The sequence below is a fragment of the Bacillus sp. M5A3_1b genome, assembly GCF_053345335.1.
Genome location: NZ_JBKEZY010000022.1, coordinates 1 through 15347, shown reverse-complemented (window position 1 = coordinate 15347; position 15347 = coordinate 1). Strand labels below are relative to the sequence as shown.

Sequence of the window (15347 nt, the reverse complement as noted above, 5' to 3'; positions counted from 1 at the left end):
ATCATTACAGTTCATTTCGCTAACATTACCTTCCGTTTAAGAATTTAATCATTTAAACGTATTATAAATTACATTGCTATCTAATGCAATAAAGAAGTAACACCAACTTTAATTATAAATATTGAAAGTTTCATAAACAGCCATTATCAATTTTCCAGATTTGTAAGAATGTCAGTTCTTTTTTCTGTAACAATTGCCAAATTCATTCCAGCTACAACCAAGACAAACCCACGAAATTTACGAAGCTTATATCGGATTGTATCAAAAGCTTCCAACTCAAGTGATCCTGCTTCGCCTGTTTATCCTCCTACAGAAAAACGGGCGAAAGTGCCACTGTTATGAGAAAAAGAAAGTCTTTAATATTTTAGATGTTGTCTATAATTGTACTATGTGTCACAAGAAAACAGCATAGCAATAAATAAAATAGCCTAACTTCTCATAAATGACTGTTGTAGTGATATAAAATTTTCGTTATGGGGGTAATTTAAAATATTAACTTGATAGCTATGGGGTAGCACCATATGCCCATCAACTTAAGAAATGTAAATACCCCCAAAACAAAAAAATGAGCTGACTTCTCAAAATAATTAACTGTAGAGAAAGAGAATTTTCATTTAGAGGGTACTTTAAAACCTTAGCTTGATGGCGATGTGGCGGGACCCCAAATAAACCTATTAATAGACATGGATGATTTTCTACGATAAATCAAGTTGATGAACTAATATTTCGTCTTTCTTCAAATTCAGACCTTTTATTCATACTTCGATGTATCATATTAAATAAAATTGAAGCCACAACCCCTATCGCTAAATATATTAACCAAGACCAAGAAACATGGTTGAATTTATTTAACCAAGCTCCAAGATAGTTTCCTAAGGAACCTCCCAAAGCCCAACAGGCTTGAAACATTCCAAAAAACAAACCTGCAGGTTTGTTGGCACTAAATTGTGCCACTGTCATTTCAGCTCCTGGCAGTGTCAGTGTTTCTCCTAACGTATAAAGAAAAACACAAAACAGCATCCAATAGATAGATGGAACAAGAGGAATCATCCCTATTGCTACTCCCATAATCAAGACACCCAGTTTCACCAAAATCATAGGATCTTGGTTAATAAATAATTTTCTTAAAAAAAACATTAAGAGTAATCCTGAAACCCCGTTTATTATGAAAATGGAACTTACTAATTGTTTGTCTCCAGATAAATCATATGCTTTAATTGGAAATGAGATATTTAATTGAGCAAACATAATCCAAAATAAAGGCATTATACATATAAATCCTACAAACAATTTATTTGAAACAACGGCTTTCAAACTAGATAATACTTTTTGATTGTCCTTAATAGTTCTAGGATATTTACTACGATAGATAAAAAGAATAAAAGATAAAACTAACATAGCAATACCCGCAATAGTAAATGGGTATACTGGATTAAACTTAACCAATAACGCTCCAACTAACGGACCTATAATCACTCCTGCGTTAAGCATTTGGTTAAAATAAGTAAATATTTTTTTTCGAACTGTTTCTTTTTGCGATGTAAAAAAAGCAGTAACAGAAGGATCAAATAATGCTCCTCCAAAGCCAATTAAAAACGCTGCAATGGTCACAGACCAGAAACTGTTAGCAAAAACAAACGCTCCAAATCCTAATGCTCTTACCATTACTCCTACAATTACATTTACTGTATGGCTTACACGATCACCTATAAAGCCTGTAAATATTGGTAGCCCACGCTGTGAAACGAGGATTGTAGTTAAAATAGTTCCCACTTCCCAAGAAGAGAAGTGGAGATCATTTGTTAAATATAGCGCTAAAAAAGGCATGATCATAAAACTTCCTGTATTCATAAATAACACAGCTGTAAGTAATACCTTGATGGGAACAGGAATTTTTTCATTAATCATTTATTGTTACTGCCTTCCTTTTCTCTTCTAAATTCCGTAAGAATTTCTCTTTTTTTACAACAGCTCTCTCATGGAAACCTCTTAATATTTGAGAACTTTCATCAAATGCTTCTACTTCAAATAAAAGCTTATTTTTATCCATCTTTATTAACTTGGAATGAATTGTTATTTTTTCATTAAGTAAAGATGGAGCTAAATGTTTCATTTCATAATGTCCAAGCCCTAGTGACATATAGTTTTCTTCAATTTGATCCTTAATTGCATCCATGCATGATACTTCCGCTAACCAAAGTAGAACTGGTGTTGCTAATACATCTACATCATTCTCCCAGTTACTTGCTAAATCTTTTTCTTTTACTATATATTCATACTTACCTATAGAATCAATTTGAAAGTTCATATTCCATTTCCTCCTGTTGAGAAAGTTTATTTAATTGTTGAAAAATATTAATTCTTTGAATGTCACTTGTGCCACCAGCTATTACAGTACCCACTGCATCACAGAATTTGCGGGATATTTCACCTTTCATATACCCTTTATGTCCATGTAATCGAATAGCATTCTCAGTATTTTTGTACAACCCTTCACTACCCACTAACTTTGCAAGAGAACACATCATAGATGCTTCAGGATCATCATTCATTAATTTTTGAAGTGCGCCATACGAAGTCCAACGACTTGATTCCATATTAACTTTTATTTCAACAAGTAATCTTTGAATATATTGTTTATCAATAATTGGTGATTTAAAAGCAGTACGTTCTTTTGCATAATTCATACATTCTTCTAAAATATGCTCTGAGTAACCAGCGGAAATTAATCCATATAATAATCTATCTAATGAAATCATGTTATAAAGTGTATTTAAACCATCACCTTTATCTCCAAGGATATTCTTTCCTTCAACTTTAACATTCGATAAAATAATGTCGCCTGTTGGGCTTGTATGGTTCCCCAACATGTCTTCTGCTGGCTCAAAACTTAAACCTTCATATTCTCTTTCAACAATAAACAATGTAATATCCTTTTCTCCGAGTTTAGGAATACGCCCAACAATAACCATAATGTCAGCTACAGGTGCATTCGTAATATGAGCTTTTCTACCATTTAAGAGATAGAAGTTATCATACTTTTCTCCAGATGTCTTAATTCTGGCCACATCTGAGCCTCCAGTTTGTTCAGTAATTGCTGTTGCACCCACAGAATGGTTCATTAGTTTAGGTAAAAATAATTTCTTTTGTTCCTCTGATCCATAATTTAACAAAACTCTTATACACCCAATGTGAGCAATTGTTGAAAGAAGAAACCCAAAATCCTTTGCAGTCTTAGATAACCCTTCTAAAGCTGCAGCAAATTCCCACCAACTTTGACCTAAACCGCCATATTCTACTGGTACTGGAATACGCCACAGATTAGCATCTGAGACTTTTTTCCAACTTTCGAAGTCGAATTGATGATTCCAATAATTATCTTCAGTTTTTTCAGATATTAAGTACCCTAATTTTTTGAACTCCTCAATATATTTTAATTGTTGTTCATTCCAATTCATTTCCATTATTTTATCCCCTTTTCTACTAAATAATTTTCTAACATCGTCATTGATTTTGTTAATATATTAAATAATTCATCTACTTCATCTTCTGATATAGTAAATGGAGGAGCAATTAAAAAAGCATCTCCTTCTGAATAATCAACCATATTCTTTACCGGGTAAATTAATAATCCATTTTCTAGAGCAATATCTACTATAATATCTGCAATATTAAGATTTCTCGAAAAAGTGGTGCGTTGCTCTCTATTTGAAACTAATTCTACTCCCCACAGTAAACCTTTTCCTCTGACATCTCCGATACATTCAAATCTATTTTTTAATTCGTTTAATTTCTTATTAAAAACCTCTTCCTTATTTTTAACCTTTGTTACAAGATCATTAGATTCTATATAATCCAAAACACCTAATGAAATAGCTGCTGATCCTGGATTACCACTATAAGTATGTCCGTATACGGCTACTCCCGAGCCTTCGTTAATTGCATCATAGATTTTTTGATTAAACAGTACACCTGAAATTGGTGTATAACCTGCGCTCATTCCTTTCCCTAAAGCTATGATGTCCGGTTCAATATTCCAATTATTAATCCCAAACCATTCTCCAGTTCTTCCCAAACCGGTCATTACTTCATCACAAATTAGGAGAATATCATGTTTATTGCAAATTTCTCTAACAATTTCAAAGTAACCATCTGAAGGTGTAAGAGCCCCACCTGAAGCCCCTACAACAGGTTCCATAATAATTCCTGCAATTTTATGACTGCCAATTTGATTAATTACAGTTTCTACAGCTCTTGCACATTCTAAATTACAAGTTTTAGGGTCTTTAGAGAATGGACATCTGTAGCAATATGGGGTTGGGATAGCTGGATTATAAGTTAAAAGTTCTTCAAATCTTATTCTTCGATCACTGCCTGACATAGAAAGAGCACCTAATGTTACGCCATGATAACTAATTTTTCTTGATAGGATTATATTCTTCTCTTGTTTCCCTACCTCTTGCCAATATTGTATCGCTAAACGTAAAGCAGTTTCTGTTGCTTCTGAACCGCTATTAGAAAAGAAAATATGACTAAGATTCGGAGATAGATTTGTAATTTTTTCCCCTAAATTTTCTAGAGGCTGATTTGTGAACTGTGTCCTATAAGTAAATGCAATTTTAGATAGTTGCTTATATCCTATCTCAGCTATTTCTTTAATACCATGGCCGATATTAGCGACTATAGCTCCTGAACAACCGTCCATATATTTTTTATTATTTTGGTCATAAATATAAATCCCTTCACCATATTCTACAATTGGATATGATTTGTGCATATTTGGTTTTAAAACGGATGACGTTGAAATACTAGATATACTCATTAGAAAATGTTCACTCCTGTATTATCGATTTATCCCTAAATAAAGGTCTGCTAATGCTGCTAGTGCTAATAACTCATGACTTGCATCTTTATTTGAAACCAACACGCGCTCTTTAAAAGGGGGATATTTTCCTTTCTCTACTTGGACCATTGGAATGATTACATTATCCAGTTCTATAGAACCAATTAAATGAATTTTCACGTTTTCTTTTTCTACAACAGCAATATAATCATTACTACTATATTTAATTACACAAAAGCAATCGCTTTCATTTTTCAAAATATTAATTAGTTGTTTTTCTAGATCCACTTTAACAAGTGTAGCCATATTTATTCCCCCTACAGTAATTCAAGATGATAAAGCCCTTATTTTACTTTATAAATTGATTTAAGAACTTTCTAAAATTATTTTCTAAATCATAAGCTCTCTCTCGAGTCTCTCCTATAATCATATACTCAATTGATTTACTTTGATTTTCATCATTTAACAGCACTACACCTTCTTGATCTTTTAAAGCTAATAAGTTATTGATTTTGAGTTCATTTAATAGTTCACCGAATCCATTATTACCAATATTCACTTTATTTTGAGTTAATATTGTATAATTATCTCCATAATTTTCACCATATAAATGATTAGCAACTACATGTACATGTGTTGATCCACCTGTTCTTCCATTAATCTCAGAAATCATGACTTTTCCATCGCTAGTCAAAATACCATCAATATTTATTAATCCTATATATCCTCTTTGCATAACAATTTCAGTAAGTTTTGTACAATTAGAAACAAATTCACCTATAGCATATGGTTTTAAAGAAACTGTTGGAATTTCAAATCCATTCCATACTGGTTCCATTCTCATATCTCCGAAGTTTAATAGATAAGGTCTCAGAACTCCTTCTTTAACTTCTAACTCCGCATAGAATACAGAAACTGTTTCATAATAAGCTTCCACTACCAACTTTGTATTTAATTCACCAGTCAAATCACCCCAAATTTTCATATATAGCTCTTCTAGCTGAATCTCCTGTTCAATACATAAAGTTTTATAGGCACCAGGGGATTCTGTTCTTTGATCATATGTAATTACAATATTACCCTGTCCGCTTGCGTTTGTGTCCTGTTTTATAATCACTGATCCAGTTATATCAATAAGTTCTTTAATAGCCTGATATACTTCACTTGGTGTATAACAATTTAGTCCTTCTGGAACAGGAATATTGTAAGCACCCGCAATTCTCCGATATTCAATTTTACTATTTAAAACTTCAGATCCACCTTGACGAAAATAATCTAAAATATGAGGTTTGATTTTAACTGGTAAATCCTTAATTAATTGTGCTACAGCTCTATCAAAGAAATACGGTATTACGTCCCATGTTTTTCCTGCCATAAGGGTTGTTAATTGCGCTTTTAATGTATCGTTATTTAAAGTCTCATAAGTTAATAATTCTTTATGATGAACATTTTCTGGCACTATGACATGCACATCTTCTTTTTGTAGTCCCTTGATAGATAATATATAAGTTAAAAATTCTTTAGAAATTTGTTTTGGTAGTAATAAAATATCACCTTTTTCTAGCAACCAAGCTAAGCGGTAAGAAAAAGAAGACCACATCGAACCAGCTTTTTCAGATAGTTTATCAGGTTCACCTACTAATGATTCAGCACCTACATTACCAATAATAAGTTTTGGGTATTTACTCAGGGAAAAAGTTTTTCCTTCTAAATTTTCTGCGATATTTAGTTCCATTATGTTACCTCCTGTATTGTTGTATTAAAAACCATTTATCTTTATAAACAGATGAATAAATTTATAATACATTAAATTCAAACTTTTGTAAATATTGTATTTTAATAAATTTTTAGAATATTTTATTTATGTATTATCACGTGTAGTACAACTTTCATAAAGTGATCATGGTAATCTTGACTATTAGTTAAAATATTTCTAATTAACTTAAGACTCTCATAGCACATAGCATCACCACCTTAAAAGTCTAACTATAATACAATTTTGTTAACCTTTGTTAAATTTTAATGGTTAACAACTTCTTTCATTATGTTACCAATGATTGTATAATAAAGTCAATATAAAAAATTAAGAGGTGAACAGGGTTGATTAATAATCAAGTAGCACCAGGGGAGCTAGAAATTGTCCGTAGTTTCTTAAATACTTGGGAGATTCCAAATGATACACGTAAACCATTAGAACATTTAAATTGTGAAGAAGATATTAAAAATTTTATATCAAAGAATCTTAGTGGTATTAAATTTTCTGGTAAGCTAGAGGATGTGCATCAATTTCGGAAAGATGTTCGCATGTCATTAGAAACAAATAATGTTGATAATTTAACCAAGTGGTTAACGAGTTACCCTATAAATATATCTATTTTAGATATAGATCATATTCAATATAATGCTGTTAAACAACATGACTTTTTTAGTGAAGTTTTGATTATAATTGTTAAGAGCATCTCCTTAAGTCAGTGGAAACGTCTTAAAGCATGCCCAGATTGCAAGTGGGTTTTTTATGATAATTCTCGAAATGGGAGTAAACGTTGGTGTGGGATGTATGCATCCGAACCAAAAGGGAGATCATGTGGTACTATAGCTAAAGTGCAACGACATAGAAAAAAGAATAAAGCTAGTTCAAATGTATAGGGATATATATCTTTTACGCAGATATATAACATAGAATAAGAATAACAAAACATCCATAATGCTCCCCCTACCTTTTGTTATCAATCCAAACACTTAACAAATGAACACCTTCTGATTTTAGACAGACTGATTTTGTAAATTTTTTTCGTATAAACCCATATTTTTAAATACAGAAAACGAGTCCATTTTGAAAAAAGATTAATCAAATGTTGGTTTGAAATAAAGTTTGATCAAATTATTGCTGCAAATATTGATTTTATAAACAGAAGAAACCCACACATTTTGAAAAAAAGATTGATCAAAATGTGTGGGTTTTAATTTTGGTTCTGGTGCAAAAACTTTGAAGTATATGAAAATGGTCTATCAAACTTGGAAATACTGATAGTACTACTCTATAAAAGGTGTGTGATCAGTATGGAAAAGGAGAATTTATTTAAGTGGAAACATTATCGGTTCTGGTGCAAAAATAAAAGAGAATACAGCGCATATATTCCTAACGGAATCGTATCTTATGCTGCAAGTCCAAACAATTGATGGATGAATTCTTTCTGATTTTGGACAGACTGGTCCCGTAAAGCAATCTGTTCTTTTTTAATCATATGCATGGCTTCTACTCCAGAAAGAATGGATGTAGCTGTGGCGAAAGATTTAAGACCTAGCATAGAACGGATTCGCTTCTTTATAAAACGATGATCTTGTTCTACTATGTTATTCAAGTACTTTTGTTGTCTAAGTCGCATACCGTTAGGTATGCTTTTTTCTTTTTTCAACTGTTCAATTGCTATAGGATAAGTTTGCTAGAAAATCATATCAAGCTGGGGTAACACCAACATTTCACGGATTTTGTACGCTAAGACTATAACCCTTTATATAATAAGGATTTCGTAATAAGAACCGAAAACGATCTATGGATTTGAAATAATGTCGTACCGTTTTGAAAAAAGTTTAATCAAAAGCTTGTATTATCAATGTATTTTTTCTCTTATTCAACTAAGGGAACAAAGTAGTATTAGAATGGGGAGGAAGGGAAGCTACTTCTATTTATTGAATGTCTATTTGAAGACAGTATTGTGAGGAGGAAATTAAATGGTAGTGAAAGAAACAGACGCTATCTTAAATAGAAAAGGAGCCAAGAAAGCAAGCGAAATCCCTAATGAGGTATTACAATTACTAAATCAAGGGAAATTAGAAAGTGTAAATCTAACAGAATGGCTAGCTATAAACCATATTGAATTACTTAAAAATATTTTGCCTTCAATAGGACTCAAAGATAGTTTAGAATTAGTGGTAGCTGAATTGGAAAAACAGAACGTTGAAACTGGAATGAAAGCCATACGAATGACAGGAGCTTTATTAGATAAAGTTATATTCAAAGAGAATGAAAGGAAAAAAGCAGACTTCTTATTAAAATTCTCTAATCACATCTCAGATAGTGTACGATGTTGGGCAGCGTTTATGAATAAAAAACAAAATAACACATTAAAAGATAAATTGAAGTACATTCGCTCTTTTGCAGCAGATCATCATTTTGGTGTTCGAGAAATTGCTTGGATGTCTATTAGAGAAGAACTTTCACAAAATATAGAAAAAAGTGTGGAATTGTTAGTAGACTGGGCAAAAAGTGAAGATGAGAATATTCGCAGGTTCTCTGTAGAATCTATTCGTCCTCGGGGTGTATGGAGTAAGCATATTGAAATATTAAAACAAGAACCTGATAGAGCACTTCCTATTCTTAATTTACTTAAGTCAGATCCATCAAAATATGTTCAAGATTCGGTTGGAAATTGGTTAAATGATGCAAGTAAAACCAAACCAGATTGGGTGATCAACCTGTGTGAAGAATGGACAAAGGATACTGACATGAAATCGACTAGTAGAATTATTAAAAAAGCTAAAAGAACAATATTGAAAAATAAGGAACATAAATAATCAATCTTTTTATAAAAGAATAATTTGAATAAAAATGAGAAGAGTATGTTTTGATCAATCTTTATTTAAAATATGTTCTTCTCATTTTCTTTGATATCAGTGTTATTAATGTTAATTGGATTAAACTTTATTCCAAAACAACACGATCGTTTATGGAACCTTCTTAACGTACAGAAAAACCAAGTTTTTTAAATAAAAAATTCCTTAGCGTACGAAATTCGCGTTATGTTGGCGGGACCCCATGCCCATCAAGCTAAGAAAAAATTAATACCCCTAAAACAAAAAAAGACTGAATTCAGTCTTTTAAATCTGGCATACCGCCCACATTTTAACGAAAATATACGCTAAGCAAATTTGATAACAAAAGGCGAACTCATTGAGCGCACCTTTTGTTTCTCCAAGTTTAGGAGATTACTTGCGATAGCTTTAAACTTTTTGCACTAGAACCCTGTTTTCTTACATAGTAACAAAGCAAAGTGTTCGCAGGATACGATCGCTTTGTTTTGTTCTATTCGTATCGTAATGCTTGAATTGGATCAAGCTTCGACGCTTTATTCGCTGGGAATACACCGAATATCACTCCAACTAGTAAAGAGAAAACAAATGATAACAGCATAACTGGTATCGAATACGCTATTGTTGTACCTGTGGCCAGAGTAAATATTTGAGCACTGATTACCCCAATCCCTATTCCAATTATTCCACCGAATGAACTCAATACAACTGCTTCGATAAGGAATTGAAGCAGAATGTTTTTACGTTTTGCTCCAATTGCTTTTCTAATGCCTATTTCTTTCGTACGTTCTGAAACTGATACGAGCATAATATTCATGATACCAATCCCGCCTACGATAAGAGAGATTGCTGCACTTCCGCCTAGCATTAATGTCATCGTATCATTGACAGATGATGCAGTTTCCATTAAATCTTTTGGGCTTGATACGCTATAACTATCTGTATCACCTAAGATTGAATTCATCGTTCTTTCAATACGGCTCGATATGAAATTAATCATATCTTCATTTGCTACCTTTACATATGTTGTCCCAACATTCGTAGTGGCAGCTAAACGCTGTCCGGTGCTAAGAGGGACAATAATCGTACTATCTCCGCTTGTTCCTAATGAACTTCCCACTGATTCAAGAACTCCAACAACTTTATAAGATGTTCCGTTTACCTTTACTGATTTACCGACCGGGTCTCCTAAACCGAATAATGTTTGCGCTGTGCTTGCACCAAGTACTGCAATTTTTGAATGATTCCCTTGATCTAAGTCTGCAATAAAGCGTCCTGATTGCAGTTTTAAATCACGGACGTCTAAATAAGAAGACGTTGTTCCGATCATTGACACTTGTGTATTCGTTTTTTCATGTTTCACTGTTACTCTTCCTGATACTGTTGGTGCAATATCTTTAATACCGTCGATATCTTGAATTTGTTTTGCGTCTTTTTCTTTAAATGTAGCATCCGAATCCGTAATCGATACCGTTAATACATTTGTACCTAAGTTACCAATTTGATCTTGTACCTCTTTTGTTGATCCTTGTCCTATCGCAACCATAACTATAACAGAGGATACACCGATAATAATCCCAAGCATTGTTAAAAAGGCTCTAATTTTATTTGCTCTAATGCTTTTCAGTGCCATTTTGAATGTTTGCAAACCATTCACCTCCATTCTCATAGAGCTGTCCATCGTGAATCCGAACGACGCGGCTTGCTTTCTTTGCAACATCTAAATCATGCGTAATAAGAATAATGGTATGCCCTTGCTCATTTAATGAATTCATAATTCCTAATATTTCCTTACTCGTTTTACTATCAAGTGCTCCAGTCGGCTCATCTGCTAGTAAAATAGGAGGGTGTCCAGCCAACGCACGTGCTATTGCGACACGTTGCTGTTGCCCACCAGACAATTGAGAAGGCAAATGATTCCCTCTATCTGCCAACCCTACTTTTCGTAATGCTTCTAATGCCGTTTCTCTGCGTTCTCCCGCTTTCATGCCTCGGTAAATGAGTGGGAGTTCGACATTCTCAACTGCTGTAAGCTTCGCTATCAGGTTGAAATTTTGAAATATAAAACCTATTTTTTCATTTCGAATCGTCGCAAGTTGGGAGCTCTTCATTTTCCCTATTTCTTCATTATCCAGTAAGTATTCACCTGAATCCGGTCGATCTAAGCATCCAATCATATTCATAAATGTTGATTTCCCAGAGCCCGATGGTCCTATAATAGAGATAAAATCACCCTTTTGAATATCAAGAGAAACACTTTTTAGAGCCATTACTGTTTCGCCGCCAAGTTCATAGACTTTCTTCATGTTCTTTATTTGAATGATCGGCTCTGCCATAATCATTAATGTCCTCCTTGTCCGCTGCCAGCTGGAGCTCCGCCGTTAGATCTTCCTCCAAATTCACCGCCAGGTCTTCCTTGGAAATTGCCGCCACCAAATCCACCTTGGGAGTTTCCACCAGGCATCATCATAGGTCCTTGAGAAGAATTGCCTTTAGATTGAACTCTCGGTATTTGCACCGTATCTCCTTTTGCTAACCCTTTTGTAATTTCTACATGCGTATCATTTGAAATACCAGTTTCTACTGTCACCTTTTTCGTTGACTGCGCTGCATTGTCTGAAGATGTAGGAACTAGTACATATTTTTCATCTCCGCTTGTATGCACAGCTTCTACTGGAACATACAATGCATTTTCTTTACTCTCTATTGAGATACTTGCTTCTGTTGACATCCCAATTTTCATGTTTTTCGGATCTTCAATTTGTACAGTTACGTCAAATGTAGAAACGCCTTTGTCTGCTGTTCCTTTTGTTGCTACACTTATTACCTTTCCACTGAATGTTTCATCTCCGAATGCACTTGCTGTTATTTTTACCGCTTGACCTTCTTTTACTTTCGGTACATCCAATTCATCAACACTAATCGTTGTTTGCAAAGCGTTGTAATTTGTTATGTGTGCAATTGGATCCGCAGCCTGTACAGAATCACCGCTTGCAACAGAAAGGCTTGTAATTGTTCCAGTTACTGGAGCTTGCAGAATGCTTCCATCTGTAAAGGTTACAAGTGTTGCGCCTGCCTCTACAACATCGCCTTCCTTCACATTTACACTATCGGCTGTCAAACCACTTCCACCACTTGCTTTATCCGAATTTACACTATTGTTCCCTCTCGTTACAGGTGATGTATATCCATCTGCATCTTCCATACGAAGAAGAATTGTTCCTTGTGACGCTTTGCCACCTTTTTTCACACTAACTGATTGAATTTCCCCATCATATGGAGCCGTAACGACAGCACCATTTTTAAATGTTACAAGTGTGTCACCTTTTTTTACTGTATCTCCAGCCACTACACTTATACTATCCACAATAAGAACTGTATCTTTCGCTGTTACATCTTGATCTGTATTTGCTGTAACCGAACCCGAGCCACTAACTGCTACCTCCAGTTTCCCTTGTTGTACTGTTGTTTTTTGAGAGGCAGCCATAACACCTTGACCTTGCGTTTTATCTGTTTTATGCAAAAAGAACCAAGCGCTTACTCCTCCTATTACAACAATAATGGTTGAAATGATAATCCACTTTTTCAAAATTCTATTCTCCTTCCCATTGTTGAGTTTGCCCCGATTGTTCTTGACCCGGCTGGAATTGACCATTACCTGGGAACATCTTATCGCGCCCTCTTGAGCCCATTTCTGAAAAATCAGGACTTTTACTTTGTTTGTAAGCTATATAGCCTATCCCGATAGCTGCGCACGTACTTACCCCCAAATTTACTATGAGTAAAATTTTTATTAACTTTTGTTTAGTTTGTTCCATTTTTATTCCACCTCTTATATTTTGTTGATAAGCCCATTATGACTTTCGTTCCTTAAGTTTTTCTTAAAATTTCAACCTTACATGTAAAACCTCTTACGAATGTTCTTTTTTGCAACAAAAAAACAAAGAGCTATCTACACGATGGCACTGAAAAAGTTTATATAGTTTAGACAAGCAAAGGCTTCCTCAATGAAATAGAGAAACCCTTTGCTAATTTCGTATATTACAGTTATAGGTTCTGTTACGAAGTTTTCTAAATGGGGTACACCTACATGCTCATCAAGCGAAGTTAAAATCATACCCTCAAAATGAAAAATCGCTATGCTTATCATAAGAAGTTTATGAGAAAGGATGGTGTTTTTAATGAATCCTATTATTTCAAATGAACTGAATCTTTTCGCACAAGAGCTACAATACTTTTTATCTCCAGTAGTCCTACAAGATATCGCCAAACAAGTTGGCTTTGTACAGCGATCTAGTAAGTATCAAGCGAACGAACTCATTGCCCTTTGCGTATGGCTCAGTCAAGAAATCGCTAGCACATCACTTACACAATTGTGCAGTCAGTTAGAAGCTTCAACTGGAGTACTGATGAGCTCAGAAGGATTGAATCAACGCTTTAATCCATCAGCTGTCGCATTTCTTCGAGAAGTCTTTACTTCTCTTCTCACACAAAAACTCTGTTCAAATCACTCGCTTTCTGCACACATGATCTCTACTTTCAATCGTATCCGTATTTTAGATGCGACGGTGTTTCAACTGCCTGATCATTTCGCCACTGACTATCAAGGTTCAGGTGGGAGTAGTAATACGGCAGGCGTGAAAATCCAATTGGAATATGATTTACTTAGTGGTCAATTTCTTAACGTACAGCTTGGACCAGGAAAAAATAATGATAAAACATACGGTACCATTTGCCTCGAAACCGTAGAGGCGGGCGATTTGTGTTTACGTGATCTTGGTTACTTCGATTTAGGAGACTTACAAACCATTCATAATAAAGAGGCTTACTATATCTCGCGTTTGAAGCTGAATACACGCATTTATATCAAGAACCCTGAGCCAGAATACTTCAACAATGGCACGTTAAAAAAGCAAACAGAATACATCCAGCTTGATATGATACAAATGATGTCTAGTCTAATCCCTGGTGAAACGATGGAAATCCCCGAGGCATACATTGGCCAAAATCATAAGCTGCCAGCACGTGTCATTATCCATCGTTTAACCGATGAACAAACGCAAACACGCCTGAAAAACCAGGCGATACGTGAAAAGAAAAAAGGCATTGTCATGAAGGATAAAAGTAAACGTTTAATGGGCATGAATGTATATATCACGAACACGTCGCTAGAAGAAGTACCGACGAACTACGTGCATTCATTGTATTCACTTCGTTGGCAGATTGAGATTTTGTTTAAAACGTGGAAGTCATTCTTTGAAATTGATGAATGTAAAAATATTAAAAGAGAACGCCTAGAGTGCCATTTATATGGACAACTCATCGGCATTCTCCTCTGTTCTTCTACGATGTTTCAAATGCGACAGCTTCTGCTTGAAAAGAAAAAGCAGGAGCTGAGTGAATACAAAGCGATTTATATGATTAAAGATTATTTTCCATTACTGTTTCAAGCGATAGCCGTTGGAACAGAGGAACTTTTGAAAATTCTGCATCGCCTTTATCAGCTGCTTAAAAAGAACGGTCGTAAATGTCATAGATATAAGAAGATGACCGTCTTTGATATTCTAGGGGTTGTGTATAAAACGACGGTGAAGCATAGACAGGCTGCCTAGCGAAAAAATCGCATTTTAATAGGCTTCTTTAGCATGCCTACTTTTCTATCACTTGCTAGTTTTGAAACAAGGATCGTTTCATATCTAGTAATTTACTTGGTTAGCTTGATGGGCATGTGGCGGGACCCCATCGCTATCAAGCTAAGCTTATGCAAAGTCAATTTTAGGCGAGATTGTTTCTTTTTCAAAAGGGCAAGTTTAGGTGATTGAAAGATTTGCATACGAAAGAAACCCTAACGGGTTTCACTTTTTTGAATTAAGCGGCTTGATTATCAGACATAGTACAATTGTAAACGACACCT

Annotated in this window: 13 protein-coding genes and 1 pseudogene; 3 read left to right on the top strand and 11 right to left on the bottom strand. The window is 34.4% G+C overall.

From position 1 onward, the window contains the following. Positions 1-705: 705 nt before the first annotated feature. Genes ACLBWW_RS28285 through ACLBWW_RS28260 form a run of 6 tightly spaced genes read right to left on the bottom strand, consistent with a single transcriptional unit; the run spans position 706 to position 6578 of the window. Positions 706-1908, bottom strand: a complete 1203-nt coding sequence (locus tag ACLBWW_RS28285) for an MDR family MFS transporter (protein WP_064472732.1) — start codon at positions 1906-1908, stop codon at positions 706-708. Next, positions 1901-2308, bottom strand: a complete 408-nt coding sequence (locus tag ACLBWW_RS28280) for a thioesterase family protein (RefSeq protein ID WP_001010932.1) — start codon at positions 2306-2308, stop codon at positions 1901-1903. Before ACLBWW_RS28280 ends, ACLBWW_RS28285 begins: the two co-directional genes overlap by 8 nt. Continuing rightward, positions 2292-3464 carry an acyl-CoA dehydrogenase family protein gene (locus tag ACLBWW_RS28275; RefSeq protein ID WP_000425773.1) on the bottom strand — a complete coding sequence of 391 codons (1173 nt, stop codon included), beginning with the start codon at positions 3462-3464 and terminating at the stop codon, positions 2292-2294. Before ACLBWW_RS28275 ends, ACLBWW_RS28280 begins: the two co-directional genes overlap by 17 nt. Further along, positions 3464-4822 carry an aspartate aminotransferase family protein gene (locus tag ACLBWW_RS28270; protein WP_000028358.1) on the bottom strand — a complete coding sequence of 453 codons (1359 nt, stop codon included), beginning with the start codon at positions 4820-4822 and terminating at the stop codon, positions 3464-3466. The genes ACLBWW_RS28275 and ACLBWW_RS28270 overlap by 1 nt, the downstream gene beginning before the upstream one ends. Before the next feature lie 21 nt (positions 4823-4843). Then, positions 4844-5149 (bottom strand): hypothetical protein, encoded by a 306-nt coding sequence (locus tag ACLBWW_RS28265; protein WP_000224398.1) that lies wholly within the window; start codon positions 5147-5149, stop codon positions 4844-4846. Positions 5150-5192: 43 nt separating this feature from the next. Next, positions 5193-6578: a preATP grasp domain-containing protein gene (locus ACLBWW_RS28260; RefSeq protein ID WP_098633897.1), complete on the bottom strand. Its 1386-nt coding sequence runs from the start codon at positions 6576-6578 to the stop codon at positions 5193-5195. A gap of 365 nt (positions 6579-6943) precedes the next feature. Between ACLBWW_RS28260 and ACLBWW_RS28255 the strand changes: the two genes are divergently transcribed. After that, a complete protein-coding gene (locus ACLBWW_RS28255) occupies positions 6944-7489 on the top strand; it encodes a CGNR zinc finger domain-containing protein (RefSeq protein WP_064472730.1) in 546 nt (181 codons plus the stop codon). 509 nt (positions 7490-7998) lie between these two features. Here ACLBWW_RS28255 and ACLBWW_RS28250 read toward each other — a convergent pair. Then, positions 7999-8280 (bottom strand): annotated as a pseudogene (locus ACLBWW_RS28250) (DDE-type integrase/transposase/recombinase); the annotation flags it as partial. Between the two features lie 295 nt (positions 8281-8575). On the opposite strand from ACLBWW_RS28250, the gene ACLBWW_RS28245 reads away from it, so the two are divergent. Continuing rightward, on the top strand, positions 8576-9418 hold the full coding sequence (locus ACLBWW_RS28245; RefSeq protein WP_098801930.1) for a DNA alkylation repair protein: 843 nt from the start codon (positions 8576-8578) through the stop codon (positions 9416-9418). A gap of 508 nt (positions 9419-9926) precedes the next feature. On the opposite strand, the gene ACLBWW_RS28240 is transcribed toward ACLBWW_RS28245, so the two are convergent. Genes ACLBWW_RS28240 through ACLBWW_RS28225 form a run of 4 tightly spaced genes read right to left on the bottom strand, consistent with a single transcriptional unit; the run spans position 9927 to position 13251 of the window. Continuing rightward, the gene (locus ACLBWW_RS28240) at positions 9927-11081 is read right to left on the bottom strand and encodes an ABC transporter permease (RefSeq protein ID WP_371400337.1); all 1155 of its coding nucleotides are present in this window, start codon (positions 11079-11081) and stop codon (positions 9927-9929) included. Beyond that, positions 11047-11769: an ABC transporter ATP-binding protein gene (locus ACLBWW_RS28235; protein ID WP_098633918.1), complete on the bottom strand. Its 723-nt coding sequence runs from the start codon at positions 11767-11769 to the stop codon at positions 11047-11049. Before ACLBWW_RS28235 ends, ACLBWW_RS28240 begins: the two co-directional genes overlap by 35 nt. 5 nt (positions 11770-11774) lie before the next feature. After that, positions 11775-13022 (bottom strand): efflux RND transporter periplasmic adaptor subunit, encoded by a 1248-nt coding sequence (locus ACLBWW_RS28230; protein ID WP_431124054.1) that lies wholly within the window; start codon positions 13020-13022, stop codon positions 11775-11777. Positions 13023-13026: 4 nt separating this feature from the next. Continuing rightward, complete coding sequence (locus ACLBWW_RS28225) at positions 13027-13251, bottom strand: hypothetical protein (protein ID WP_098633899.1); 225 nt, start codon at positions 13249-13251, stop codon at positions 13027-13029. 363 nt (positions 13252-13614) lie between these two features. Between ACLBWW_RS28225 and ACLBWW_RS28220 the strand changes: the two genes are divergently transcribed. Further along, positions 13615-15045: an IS4 family transposase gene (locus ACLBWW_RS28220; protein ID WP_098633898.1), complete on the top strand. Its 1431-nt coding sequence runs from the start codon at positions 13615-13617 to the stop codon at positions 15043-15045. Positions 15046-15347 lie beyond the last annotated feature (302 nt).